A 12,668-nucleotide genomic window follows, 5' to 3' on the forward strand; every position below is an offset into this window, starting at 1 on the left:
CTTAAAGGGTCTCTGATCCGGTCAGGCGCTTGATGGTGCTGCGCAGGATTGGGCTGTCGGGCTGATCCTTGAGGAACTTGCTCCAGATCTGCCTGGCTTCGCGTTGCTTGCCATTGGCCCAGAGCACTTCGCCCAGGTGCGCGGCGACTTCCTGGTCGGGGAAGCGTTCCAGCGCCTGGCGCAGCAAACGTTCGGCTTCCGCGAGGTTGCCCAGGCGATAGTTCACCCAGCCCAGGCTATCGAGTACCGCCGGATCGTCCGGGGTCAGCTGATGGGCCTGTTCGATCAGGGCCTTGGCTTCGGCGTAGCGGGTCGTGCGATCCGACAGGGTGTAGCCGAGGGCGTTCAGTGCCATGGCGTTGTCCGGCTCGCGCTTGATGATCAGGCGCAGGTCCTTTTCCATCTGGGCCAGGTCGTTGCGCTTCTCGGCCTGCATCGCACGGGTGTAGAGCAGGTTCACGTCGTCCGGGTATTGCTGCAGGGCTTGCTGGAGAATCTTCCAGGCCTTGTCGCCCTGTTTATTGGCGGACAGGGTTTCGGCTTCGATCAGGTACAGCTGGATGGCGTAGTCCGGCTGGGTGTCGCGGGCGGCGGCCAAGCGTTTTTCGGCTTCGGCGGTACGGCCGTTGTTCATCAGGATGTCGGCCTGGCGCAATTGTGCCGGCAGGTAGTCGTTACCTGGGCCGACCTGGCCGTATTCCACCAGCGCGCCCTGCGGGTCGTTGAGTTCTTCGGCGATGCGACCCAGGTTCAGGTGCGCCGAGTCGACATGGCTTTCCCGGGCGATCAGGTCTTCCAGGTAACCCTTGGCTTCTTCCCAGTCCTTGGCTTCCAGGCAGACCAGCGCCAGGGAGTAACGCAGCTCGTCGTCTTCCGGATACTGCTGGACCAGGCTGGAGAACTGGGCCTTGGCATCGTCCATGCGATCCTGCTCGACCAGCATGCGCGCGTAAGTCAGGCGCAGGCGCTTGTCGTCGGGGTACTTGCGAATGCTTTTTTCCAGCAGCGGCAGGGCTTCGTCGGCGCGGCTGAGGCTCTGCAGCAGGCGGGCGCGCAGGAGGATCGGCGCGATTTCGCCTTCTTCCGGCGGGTTCTGCTCCAGCAGCTTCAAGGCTTCGCGGGTGTCGCCGTCCTGTTGCAGCAGCAGCGCCTTGCCGAAGACCAGTTGGCCGTTGTTCGGGTGTTTTTGCAGCAGGCGGTCGAAACTCTTCATCAGACCGTTGCGGGTGTCCTGGTCGGTGTCGGCGGCCGACAGCGCGAGGAAATCGAAGTGGGTATCGCCCTTGCCCTGCAGGACTTTCTCCATATAGACCATGGATTCGTCGTAACGCCCGGTGCGGGCCAGCTGGATGGCGGCGGCGCGCTGGGCTTCCAGGTCGTCCGGGGCGTTTTTCGCCCAGATCAGCGCCGTGTCCAGCGCGGCCTGGTCGGCGCCCAGGTATTCGGCGATGCGGAACGCCCGCTCGGAGATGCCCGGGTCCTGGGTGTTGATGGCCTGGGTGACATAATTGTCCAGGGCAATGTCGAAACGATTGCGTTGGCCAGCCAGTTCCGCGCTCAGCAGGCTGAAGATCGTGTCTTCGCTGAACGAGGAGTAAACCTTGGGCTTTTCAGGAGCCGGAGTGCTGTCTTCGACCGGCGGTGTAGCGTCCGGCGAAACGGGTGCCAAGGCCTGGCAGCCGCTGAGGAAGACAAAAGCGAGGAGCAACGCGGAAGATCTATTCATATAGGAAGAGGACGACTAACCTGCGGTCGGATCATCATGACACAAGCCTTCGGCCAAACATAACCGAGACTCAGCGGATGCCTTACAGAGGCAGTCTATTGGGACAATAGTCGGCAGTGGTTGTTCTGAATCTTTCGAAGTAGGACAATTGTCGGCTTCTCGACATCATCAGCGACCTTGAATGGCCTTCCTCGCACTCGGTATTAACCACAAGACTGCTTCAGTAGACGTCCGCGAGCGCGTGGCCTTTACCCCTGAGCAGTTGGTTGAGGCCTTGCAGCAGCTCTGCCGCCTCACCGACAGCCGCGAAGCTGCGATCCTCTCCACCTGCAATCGCAGTGAACTCTATATAGAACAGGATCACCTTTCGGCGGATGTGGTGCTGCGCTGGCTGGCCGAGTACCACCATCTGAACCTCGAAGACCTGCGCGCCAGTGCCTATGTGCACGAAGACGATGCGGCCGTTCGTCACATGATGCGTGTCGCCTCGGGGCTGGATTCGCTGGTGCTGGGCGAGCCACAGATCCTCGGGCAGATGAAATCCGCCTACGCCGTGGCGCGTGAGGCCGGAACCATTGGTCCGCTGCTGGGGCGACTGTTCCAGGCCACCTTCAGTGCCGCCAAACAGGTGCGCACCGATACCGCCATCGGCGAAAACCCGGTTTCCGTGGCCTTTGCCGCGGTGAGCCTGGCGAAACAGATTTTCAGTGATCTGCAGCGCAGCCAGGCGCTGCTGATCGGCGCCGGCGAGACCATTACCCTGGTCGCCCGCCATTTGCATGACCTGGGGGTCAAGCGCATCGTGGTCGCCAACCGCACCCTGGAGCGCGCCAGCACCCTGGCTGAACAGTTTGGAGCCCATGCCGTGCTGCTGTCGGATATCCCTCAGGAGCTGGTGCACAGCGACATCGTCATCAGTTCCACCGCCAGCCAGTTGCCGATCCTGGGCAAGGGCGCGGTGGAAAGCGCGCTGAAGCTGCGCAAGCACAAGCCGATCTTCATGGTGGACATCGCCGTTCCCCGGGATATCGAGCCGGAAGTCGGCGAGTTGGACGACGTTTACCTCTATACCGTCGACGATCTCCACGAAGTGGTCGCCGAAAACCTCAAGAGCCGTCAAGGCGCGGCGCAGGCGGCGGAAGAGCTGGTGAACATCGGCGCCGAGGACTTCATGGTGCGCCTGCGCGAGCTGGCTGCGGTGGATGTGCTCAAGGCGTATCGTCAGCAGAGCGAGCGCCTGCGCGACGAGGAACTGCAAAAGGCCCAGCGCATGCTGGCCAACGGCAGCAGCGCCGAAGACGTCCTGATGCAACTGGCTCGCGGCCTGACCAACAAATTGCTGCATGCGCCCAGCGTCCAGTTGAAAAAGCTGACCGCTGAAGGCCGCCTGGATGCGCTGGCCATGGCCCAGGAACTCTTTGCCCTCGGTGAGGGCGCTTCGGACTCTTCGGATAAAAAACCGCAATGAAAGCGTCACTGCTCAATAAGCTGGATGTCCTCCAGGACCGTTTCGAGGAATTGACCGCGTTGCTTGGCGACGGCGAAGTCATTTCCGATCAGGCCAAGTTCCGCGCCTATTCCAAGGAGTACGCCGAAGTCGAGCCGATCGTCGAGACCTATAAACAGGTACTCAAGGTCCAGGCCGACCTCGAGGGCGCCCAGGCGCTGCTCAAGGACAGCGATCCGGACATGCGCGAAATGGCGGTGGAAGAAGTCCGCGAGGCCAAGGAACAGCTGGTCGAGCTGGAAAGCACCCTGCAACGCATGCTGCTGCCCAAGGACCCCAACGACGGGCGCAACGTGTTCCTGGAGATTCGCGCCGGCACCGGTGGCGACGAGGCGGCGATCTTCTCCGGCGACCTGTTCCGCATGTATTCGCGTTATGCCGAGCGGCGTGGCTGGCGGCTGGAGATCCTCTCGGAAAACGAGGGCGAACACGGCGGCTATAAAGAAGTCATCGCCCGGGTCGAAGGCGAGAACGTCTACGGCAAGCTGAAATTTGAATCCGGCGCGCACCGCGTACAGCGGGTGCCGGCCACCGAGTCCCAGGGCCGTATCCATACCTCGGCCTGCACCGTGGCGGTATTGCCCGAGCCGGACGAGCAGGAAGCCATCGAGATCAACCCGGCGGACCTGCGGATCGACACCTACCGCTCCTCCGGTGCCGGTGGCCAGCACGTCAACAAGACTGACTCGGCGATCCGCATCACCCACATCCCGTCGGGAATCGTGGTCGAGTGCCAGGAAGAGCGTTCCCAGCACAAGAACCGGGCGCGGGCCATGTCCTGGCTGTCGGCCAAGCTCAACGACCAGCAGACCAGCGCCGCGGCCAATGCGATTGCCAGCGAACGCAAGCTGCTGGTGGGGTCGGGCGACCGCTCCGAGCGCATTCGTACCTACAACTTTCCCCAGGGCCGGGTGACCGATCACCGCGTCAACCTGACCCTCTATTCCCTCGATGAAATCCTCGCCGGTGGCGTCGAGGCCGTGATCGAACCGCTTCTGGCCGAATACCAGGCCGATCAACTTGCGGCACTGGGCGAGTAAACACAAATGACCATCATCGCCAGCCTGCTGCGCGCCGCCCAATTGCCCGATTCGCCCACGGCCCGTCTGGATGCCGAGTTGCTGCTGGCCGCTGCCCTGGGCAAGCCGCGCAGCTTCCTGCACACCTGGCCCGAGCGGATCGTGCCCAGTGAAGCGGCATTGACCTTCGCCAGTTACCTGCAACGGCGCCGCTCCGGCGAGCCGGTGGCCTATATTCTTGGCCAGCAGGGGTTCTGGAAGCTCGACCTGGAAGTGGCACCCCACACCCTGATTCCGCGCCCCGACACCGAGTTGCTGGTGGAAGCGGCGCTGGAACTGCTGCCCGCCACCCCGGCCAAGGTGCTCGACCTGGGCACCGGCAGTGGCGCCATTGCCCTGGCCCTGGCCAGCGAGCGTCCGGCGTGGCGGGTCACCGCGGTCGACCGGGTGCTGGAAGCCGTGGCCCTGGCCGAACGCAACCGCCAACGCCTGCAACTGGACAATGTCAGGGTACTGAGCAGCCATTGGTTCAGCGCCCTGCAAGGCGAGCGTTATCAGCTGATCATCAGCAATCCGCCCTATATCGCCGATGCCGACCCGCACCTGGCGGCTGGCGATGTGCGCTTCGAGCCGGAGAGCGCCCTGGTCGCGGGCAAGGACGGGCTGGACGATCTGCGCCTGATCATCGCCCAGGCACCAGGGCACCTCGAGGCCGGCGGCTGGCTGATGCTGGAGCATGGCTACGACCAGGCGCCGGCGGTGCGTGACCTGTTACTCAGCCAAGGGTTTGCCGAGGTCCACAGCCGTGTCGACCTGGGCGGTCATGAACGCATCAGCTTAGGAAGCCTGCCGTGCTGAACGATCAGGAGTTGTTGCGCTACAGCCGGCAGATTCTGTTGCAGCACGTCGACATCGACGGTCAGTTGCGACTCAAGGCCAGCCGCGTATTGATCGTCGGCCTGGGCGGCCTGGGCGCTCCGGTGGCCTTGTACCTGGCCGCCGCGGGCGTTGGCGAGCTGCACCTGGCCGACTTCGACAGGGTCGACCTGACCAACCTGCAACGCCAGATCATCCATGACACCGACAGCGTCGGCCTGAGCAAGGTCGATTCGGCGATGCGTCGCTTGTCCGCGATCAATCCCGAGATCCAGCTGGTGCCCCATCGCGCCGCGCTGGATGCCGACTCCCTGGCGGCCGCGGTCACAGCCGTGGACCTGGTGCTCGATTGCACCGACAACTTCTCGACCCGCGAGGCGGTGAACGCCGCCTGTGTCGCCGCCGGCAAGCCGCTGGTCAGTGGCGCGGCGATTCGCCTGGAAGGGCAGCTGTCGGTGTTCGACCCACGGCGTCCCGAGAGCCCGTGCTACCACTGTTTATATGGGCACGGCAGCGAAGCCGAACTGACCTGCAGCGAAGCCGGTGTGGTCGGGCCGCTGGTGGGCTTGGTGGGCAGCCTGCAGGCCCTCGAGGCCTTGAAGCTGCTGGTGGGATTCGGCGAGCCGCTGGTGGGCCGCCTATTGTTGATCGATGCCCTGGGCACGCGCTTTCGCGAACTGCGGGTCAAGCGCGACCCGGGCTGCAGCGTCTGTGGGGCCCCACATGCGTGAGGCGCCGATCGGTGTCTTCGATTCCGGCGTCGGCGGCTTGTCGGTGCTGGCGGAAATCCAGCAGCGCCTGCCCCACGAGTCGCTGCTGTATGTAGCCGATTGCGGCAACATTCCCTACGGCGAGAAAACCCCCGAATTCATCCGTCAGCGTTGCAGCCTGGTCGCCGGGTTTTTCCGCGAGCAGGGCGCCAAGGCGCTGGTGCTGGCCTGCAACACCGCGACGGTGGCCGGCGTCGCCGACCTGCGTCGGGACTACCCGGACTGGCCCATCGTCGGCATGGAGCCCGCGGTCAAGCCGGCTGCCGCCGCCACCCGCAGCGGCGTGGTCGGCGTGCTGGCCACCACCGGCACCTTGCAGAGCGCCAAGTTCGCTGCCTTGCTCGATCGTTTCGCCACCGACATCAAGGTCATTACCCGGCCATGCCCGGGCCTGGTGGAACGGATCGAAGCCGGGGATCTGCACAGCCCCGCGTTGCGCCAACTGCTGCAGGGTTATGTCGAGCCGCTGCTGGCGGCCGGTTGCGACACCATCATCCTCGGCTGCACCCACTATCCGTTTCTCAAGCCCTTGCTCAAGTCGATGATCCCCGAGGACATCAGCCTGATCGATACCGGGGCCGCGGTTGCCCGCCAGCTGGAGCGCCTGCTCGGCGAGCGCGAGCTGTTGGCCGCGGGGCCGGCACGCCAGACTCAGTTCTGGACCAGTGGCGATCCGTATCACTTCAGACATATTCTGCCGCTGCTCTGGAAAGAGACGGGAGCGGTGCAAAGCTTCGCTCTATAAAAGAATCACGCAGAAACGGCGATTTGCGCTGAACTTCCGTTGCAGCGCGGATTTCTACTAACGTGTGTGTGACATCTGTACAACACCATGCAAATCGTTTGAAAAGGATGTTCCTGATGAGACGAATGTTTTGTTTGGCTGCGCTTGCGGCCGCGCTGTTGGGGCAAAGTTTTTCGGCACAGGCGGCTGGCGTCGAGTTTTCGGTGGGGCAGACCAGCGATTCGACTCAGGCCTATCGCTTGGGCATGCAATTCGATTGGGACAAAAGCTGGTTGCAAAGCGATGTCGGTCGCCTGACCGGCTACTGGAGCGGCGCCTATACCTTCTGGGACGGCGACGAGAAGTCCAGCAACCACAGCCTGTCGTTCTCACCAGTGCTGGTGTACGAATTTGCCGGGCAAAACATCAAGCCTTACATCGAGGCGGGGATCGGCGTGGCGCTGTTCGCCAACACCGAGGTGGAGGACAACAAGCTCGGTTCGGCGTTCCAGTTCGAGGACCGCTTCGGTTTCGGCCTGCGTTTCAACGGCGGGCATGAAGTCGGTATCCGTGCCACGCACTATTCCAACGCCGGTATCGCGACGCCCAACGACGGTGTAGAGAGCTACTCGCTGCATTACACCATGCCGTTGTAAGACCCTTTCAGCGATACGCCGTGGCGATGCCGCGGCGTTCGTTGAGGCAGTCCGCTTCCCCCATCTCGAACTCCCGGCAGATCAGCGGCCGTTGTTCGTAGATGCTGCACAGCATGCTGTTGCGATCCAGCGCGGCACACCAGCCATCATCCAGCCGCAGCATGACTTCGCCACCCCAATCGTCGGTGTCGATAAAACGTTCGGGCACCCCGGTTTCGGTGATCAGCATCACTTCCAGTTGGCAGCAGCAGGCCGCGCAGCTCGAGCAGGTGACCGCTGTTTCGGCGATCTGGGTGACAGGAATAGTGGTCATAGGCGCGCAGTGTAAGGCAGTGGCCGCAGGCTGTGTGAAACCACTGACGGACGCCTGCCGCCCCTTATTCCTGATACTCCTCGGCAGCCAGCCGCGGCGGCAGGTGCTTGAAGGCCGCCAGGGCGCGCTCGCGGGACATCGACAGATCGACCATCGGCGGCGGGTAACCGGCCACGCCGAACAGGCCGCCCATGGCGGCCGGGTTGTGGATATCCTTTTCATTCAGCCCCGCCAGCTCCGGCAGCCAGAGCCTGATGAAAGTCCCTTGGCTGTCGAACCTTTGCGACTGGCTCAAGGGGTTGAAGATTCGGAAGTAGGGCGCCGAGTCGGTGCCGGTGGATGAGCTCCACTGCCAGCCACCATTGTTCGCCGCCAGGTCGCCATCGATCAGGTGGCGCATGAAAAAACGTTCGCCCAGGCGCCAGTCGATCAGCAGGTTCTTGGTCAGGAACATCGCCACGATCATCCGCAGGCGGTTGTGCATCCAGCCGGTTTCCAGCAACTGGCGCATGGCCGCATCGATGATCGGCAGGCCGGTGCGGGCCTGCTGCCAGGCTGCCAGCTCATCGGGGGCATCGCGCCAGGCCACGGCTTCGGTTTCCGGGCGGAAGGGCCGGTGCCGGGACACCCGTGGGTAGCCCACCAGGATGTGTTTGTAGAACTCGCGCCAGAGCAGCTCGTTGATCCAGGTGACGGCACCGGGGTTGCCGCTGACGAACTCGCCCCGGTTGTTTTGCAGGGCCGCGTGCAGGCATTGGCGTGGTGACAGCACGCCGGCGGCGAGGTAGGGCGAAAGCTGGCTGGTGCCGGGTTTGGCCGGGAAGTCGCGCTCGGCCTGGTAGTGGTCGAGCTGCGCCTCGGCAAAATGCGCCAGGCGTTGTTGTGCCTTGCGTTCGCCTGCCGGCCAGAGCGCTTGCAGGTGTGGGCTGGGTGTCGGGAAGCCCTCGACCTGCCGGGGCACCGCATCGGTCTTTATCCTCAGCGCGGCTTGCATCCCGGGCGCCGCCAGCTGTGGCGGCAGGGCGCTGTACAGTCGGTTGTAGCAGACCTTGCGGAACTGGCTGAAGACCTGGAAGTAGCCTCCGCTTTTGGTCAGCACGCTGCCGGGCCGGAACAGCAACTGGTCGAGGTAACTGTGGAAGCTCACGCCCTGGCTCTTCAGCAGGTTGGCCACCGCCGTATCGCGGCGGCTTTCGTGAATGCCGTATTCCTCGTTGACGTGCAGCGCCTCGATGGCCAGCTCCCGGCACAGTTGCAGCAGCACCTGGGGCGCCTGTTCCCAGCTCGGCGCTTCGCGGATCAGCAGCGGGATGTTCAGCCGGGCCAGGTCGTCGCTCAGCTGTTCCAGGTTGCGCAGCCAGAAGTCGACCTTGCACGGCGCATCGTCATGCGCTTGCCATTGCCGCGGGCTCAGCAGGTATACGGCCACAGTCGGCCCGCGCTGGGTCGCGGCACTCAACGCGGTGTTGTCATGCAGACGCAGGTCGCTGCGTAGCCAGATCAGTTGCATGGGGATTCCTGCATTAGCAGGACCAGTGGCACCAGCAGCGGCACCGTGCCGGGACGGTACTGGCGTGATTCAGGCGCATCCAGCAGGCAGGCGCTGATGGCGATTCTCGGTTTGTCGGCCTGGGTCGGAGGGTCGGGCATGTGGAGGGCTCTGGGATTTCATGTACGAAAATATGGGTTTGTACAACTTTGCCTCATCATAGGATCAAAGGTGTGCAAGTTAAATATTTTGTACAGGTTTGTGCGGTGGGGCTTTCGGGCCATTTCCTGCTCATCTGACGGTCGCTGGGCTATGCCCATTCGACTGCCGACTGGCCACGCATAAGCGCGCGTTCTTCTTCATCGCGGAACAGTCCGATGAGCAGAAGTGTGGTTCGGGTTTTGAGCGGAGAAGGCAGGCTGCTGTCCATTGCGACAGCAGCAAAGTTACGCGGGGTGATGCGCTTACAGGTTTTCGTGCAACCGGCGGGCGGCCTCCTGCCCGCTGAGCCAGGCTCCTTCGACGCGACCGGACAGGCACCAGTCGCCGCACACATAGAGTCCCAGGTCGACATCCGCCAGGGCTCCCCATTCATGGCTGCTGGCCGGGCGGGCGTAGAGCCAGCGGTGGGCGAGGCTGAAGCTTGGCGCAGGCATGGCGCTGTGCAGCAGTTCGGCGAACGCGCCGTGCAATTGCTCGATCACCGCCTCTTTCGGCAGGTCGATGTGCTGGCGGCTCCAGCTGCTGCTGGCGTGCAGGACCCAGGTGTCGAGGCTGTTGTCGCGCCCTGGTTTGCTGCGGTTGCGGGCCAGCCAGTCCAGTGGGCTGTCCTGTACGAAGCAACCTTCCACCGGGGTTTCCAGCGCAGTCTCGAATGCCAGGGCGACAGCCCAGGTCGGGTCCATTTTCACCCCGGCGGCGGCACTCGCCAGTTTCGGTGCGGCGGCCAGCAGGGCGGTGGCCTGGGGAGCCGGCGTGGCGATGATCACGTGGCTGAACGGGCCGTGGGTGAAACCTTCGGCATCCTGCAGGTGCCAATGCTGTTCACCGCGGTAGACCTCGGTGATGCGGCAGGCGAAATGCGCCTCCGTATCGCCCAGCAAGCCACGGGTAATGGCACTCATGCGCGGGGTACCGACCCAGCGGGTCTGTTCGTCCGGCGACGGGGTGAGCTGGCCGCCATGGAAGTTGTACAGCTGCGGCGCCCATTCGGCGGCCCAGCCATTGGCTTGCCAGCGCTGGACTTCGGTGACGAAGCGCCGGTCGCGAGCAGTGAAATATTGAGCGCCCATGTCCAGCGCGCCGGCGTCGCTGCGTTTGCTGGACATACGCCCGCCGCTGCCGCGGCTCTTGTCGAAGAGTTGCACGACATGCCCGGCGTCTCTCAGCGCCTGGGTGGCGGAGAGTCCGGCGATGCCGGTACCGATGATTGCGATGGGTACGGTCATAGGGGCCTCGTTTACCTTTCTGTGCAGACGCCGTCGTCAAAATCTATGCAATTTTGTTTTTTGGTATAACTTTCGGCGCTATCGGTTTTACAGGGTGTCCTATTGTTAAACACAGAGCCTGCCCGATTGAAAAGATCCCTGCATATAAAAATAGACTAGTGATCCGGGTAAAACGCCACGCGAGGAAGATGTCATGCACATATTGCTGACCGGCGGTACTGGTTTGATGGGACGTCAGCTCTGCCGTCACTGGCTGACCCAGGGCCATCAGTTGACCGTATGGAGTCGCCGGCCTGCCGAGGTGCCCAAACTGTGTGGCGCCCAGGTCCGCGGCATCGCCCGCCTGGACGAACTCGCAGAGGAGCCGGTCGACGCCATCATCAACCTGGCGGGAGCACCGATCGCCGATCGGCCCTGGACCCACAAGCGCAAGGCGCTGCTCTGGAGCAGCCGCATTACCCTGACCGAAAAGCTGCTGGCCTGGCTGGAAAGCCGGGGGCAGAAACCCGGGTTGTTGATCTCCGGGTCGGCCGTGGGTTGGTATGGCGATGGCGGGGAGCGCGAGCTGACCGAGAATTCGCCCCCGGTCAGTGAGGATTTCGCCAGCCAGTTATGCATCGCCTGGGAGGAGACCGCGCAACGTGCCGAAGCCATGGGCGTGCGTGTGGTGCTGATTCGCACGGGCCTGGTGCTGGCGGCCGAGGGCGGCTTTTTGTCGCGCTTGCTGCTGCCCTTCAAACTGGCCCTGGGCGGGCCTATCGGCAACGGTCGGCAGTGGATGCCGTGGATTCATATCAAGGATCAAATCGCCCTGATTGATTTTCTTCTGCACCGCAGTGATGCCAGCGGTCCTTATAATGCCTGCGCGCCCAAGCCGGTGCGCAATCGCGAGTTCGCCAAGACCCTGGGCGGCGTCTTGCACCGGCCGGCCATAGTGCCGGTGCCGGCCTTCGTCTTGCGCGTCGGCCTGGGGGAGTTGTCGTTGTTGTTGCTGGGTGGCCAGCGCGCGGTCCCTGCGCGGTTGCAGGCCGCCGGATTCACTTTCCAGTTCACTGATTTGCGCGCGGCCCTGGACGACTTGTCCAGCCGCCTCTGAAATAGGATGTTGCATGACCGATCACGCGTTGCTCCTGGTCAACCTGGGTTCGCCGGCCTCCACCTCGGTGGCGGATGTGCGCAGCTACCTCAATCAATTCCTGATGGACCCTTACGTGATCGATCTGCCGTGGCCGGTCCGGCGGCTGCTGGTGTCGTTGATCCTGATCAAGCGTCCGGAGCAATCGGCCCATGCCTACGCCTCGATCTGGTGGGAGCAGGGTTCGCCGCTGGTGGTGCTCAGCCGCCGTCTGCAGGAAACCATGACCCGCGAGTGGAAGCACGGCCCGGTGGAACTGGCGATGCGTTATGGCGAGCCGTCCATCGAGTCGGCGTTGCTGCGTCTGGTGGCCCAGGGGCAGAAGAGGATCACCCTGGCGCCGCTCTATCCACAGTTCGCCGACAGCACCGTGACCACGGTGGTGGAAGAAGCCCGGCGGGTGATTCGGGACAAGCAACTGGATGTGCAGCTTTCGCTGCTGCAGCCGTTTTACGATCAGCCGGAGTACCTTGACGCGCTGGTGACCAGTGCCAGGCCGCACCTGCAACAGGACTTCGATCATCTGCTGCTGAGCTTCCATGGCTTGCCCGAGCGGCACCTGAAAAAGCTCAATCCCGGCCACAGCCTGGAAGGCGATTGCTGCCGCGACGCGACCCCCGAGGTGGCCGCCACCTGTTATCGCGGCCAGTGCCTGAACACGGCCCGGGCATTTGCCGAGCGCATGGGGCTGGCGGATGGCAAGTGGTCGGTGTCGTTCCAGTCCCGTCTGGGGCGTGCCAAATGGATCGAACCCTACACCGAGGCGCGCCTGGATGAGCTGGCCCGGCAGGGGGTGAAGAAGATCCTGGTGATGTGCCCGGCGTTCGTCGCCGACTGCATCGAGACCCTGGAAGAGATCGGCGATCGCGGTCGCGAGCAGTTCCGCGAAGCGGGAGGGGAGGAGTTGGTGCTGGTGCCGTGCCTGAACGACGACCCGCAATGGGCCAAGGCATTGAACGCCTTGTGCGAGCGCGCGCCTTTGGCGTTGTAAAAGAATCGCGGGCA

General features: G+C 63.5%; 13 protein-coding genes. 8 read left to right on the plus strand and 5 right to left on the minus strand.

The features are described 5' to 3' along the window. Position 1: 1 nt before the first annotated feature. Entirely contained in the window at positions 2-1,726 is a 1,725-nt protein-coding gene (locus tag ACTJKT_RS10670; RefSeq protein ID WP_440787069.1) for a tetratricopeptide repeat protein, read from the minus strand. A 181-nt stretch (positions 1,727-1,907) separates the two neighbouring features. Here ACTJKT_RS10670 and hemA point away from each other — a divergent pair, with 181 nt between their 5' ends. From hemA to ACTJKT_RS10700, 6 genes are all read left to right on the plus strand, one after another. After that, on the plus strand, positions 1,908-3,194 hold the full coding sequence (gene hemA, locus ACTJKT_RS10675; RefSeq protein WP_440787070.1) for a glutamyl-tRNA reductase: 1,287 nt from the start codon (positions 1,908-1,910) through the stop codon (positions 3,192-3,194). Next, complete coding sequence (prfA, locus tag ACTJKT_RS10680) at positions 3,191-4,273, plus strand: peptide chain release factor 1 (protein ID WP_007928353.1); 1,083 nt, start codon at positions 3,191-3,193, stop codon at positions 4,271-4,273. The genes hemA and prfA overlap by 4 nt, the downstream gene beginning before the upstream one ends. Before the next feature lie 6 nt (positions 4,274-4,279). After that, on the plus strand, positions 4,280-5,110 hold the full coding sequence (gene prmC, locus ACTJKT_RS10685) for a peptide chain release factor N(5)-glutamine methyltransferase (protein WP_210476838.1): 831 nt from the start codon (positions 4,280-4,282) through the stop codon (positions 5,108-5,110). Further along, positions 5,104-5,859 carry a molybdopterin-synthase adenylyltransferase MoeB gene (locus tag ACTJKT_RS10690; RefSeq protein ID WP_440787071.1) on the plus strand — a complete coding sequence of 252 codons (756 nt, stop codon included), beginning with the start codon at positions 5,104-5,106 and terminating at the stop codon, positions 5,857-5,859. The genes prmC and ACTJKT_RS10690 overlap by 7 nt, the downstream gene beginning before the upstream one ends. Next, positions 5,852-6,643 carry a glutamate racemase gene (gene murI, locus ACTJKT_RS10695; RefSeq protein ID WP_440787072.1) on the plus strand — a complete coding sequence of 264 codons (792 nt, stop codon included), beginning with the start codon at positions 5,852-5,854 and terminating at the stop codon, positions 6,641-6,643. Before ACTJKT_RS10690 ends, murI begins: the two co-directional genes overlap by 8 nt. A 116-nt stretch (positions 6,644-6,759) precedes the next feature. Then, on the plus strand, positions 6,760-7,278 hold the full coding sequence (locus ACTJKT_RS10700) for an acyloxyacyl hydrolase (protein WP_440787073.1): 519 nt from the start codon (positions 6,760-6,762) through the stop codon (positions 7,276-7,278). Between the two features lie 7 nt (positions 7,279-7,285). Here ACTJKT_RS10700 and ACTJKT_RS10705 read toward each other — a convergent pair whose 3' ends face one another. From ACTJKT_RS10705 to ACTJKT_RS10720, 4 genes are all read right to left on the minus strand, one after another. Continuing rightward, on the minus strand, positions 7,286-7,591 hold the full coding sequence (locus ACTJKT_RS10705) for a YkgJ family cysteine cluster protein (protein WP_007928363.1): 306 nt from the start codon (positions 7,589-7,591) through the stop codon (positions 7,286-7,288). A gap of 64 nt (positions 7,592-7,655) precedes the next feature. After that, positions 7,656-9,101, minus strand: coding sequence for a deoxyribodipyrimidine photo-lyase (gene phrB, locus ACTJKT_RS10710; protein WP_440787074.1), 1,446 nt, complete (start codon positions 9,099-9,101; stop codon positions 7,656-7,658). After that, on the minus strand, positions 9,092-9,241 hold the full coding sequence (locus tag ACTJKT_RS10715; RefSeq protein ID WP_440787075.1) for a hypothetical protein: 150 nt from the start codon (positions 9,239-9,241) through the stop codon (positions 9,092-9,094). The genes phrB and ACTJKT_RS10715 overlap by 10 nt, the downstream gene beginning before the upstream one ends. A 303-nt stretch (positions 9,242-9,544) precedes the next feature. Further along, positions 9,545-10,528: an NAD(P)/FAD-dependent oxidoreductase gene (locus ACTJKT_RS10720; RefSeq protein WP_063432946.1), complete on the minus strand. Its 984-nt coding sequence runs from the start codon at positions 10,526-10,528 to the stop codon at positions 9,545-9,547. Positions 10,529-10,721: 193 nt separating this feature from the next. On the opposite strand from ACTJKT_RS10720, the gene ACTJKT_RS10725 reads away from it, so the two are divergent. Both ACTJKT_RS10725 and hemH read left to right on the plus strand, forming a co-directional pair. Beyond that, complete coding sequence (locus ACTJKT_RS10725; protein ID WP_440787076.1) at positions 10,722-11,624, plus strand: TIGR01777 family oxidoreductase; 903 nt, start codon at positions 10,722-10,724, stop codon at positions 11,622-11,624. A 13-nt stretch (positions 11,625-11,637) separates the two neighbouring features. Next, positions 11,638-12,654: a ferrochelatase gene (gene hemH, locus ACTJKT_RS10730; protein WP_440787077.1), complete on the plus strand. Its 1,017-nt coding sequence runs from the start codon at positions 11,638-11,640 to the stop codon at positions 12,652-12,654. Positions 12,655-12,668: the final 14 nt, after the last annotated feature.

This window comes from Pseudomonas sp. 22526 (genome assembly GCF_052044735.1).
In the GTDB taxonomy this organism is placed as follows: domain Bacteria; phylum Pseudomonadota; class Gammaproteobacteria; order Pseudomonadales; family Pseudomonadaceae; genus Aquipseudomonas; species Aquipseudomonas piscium.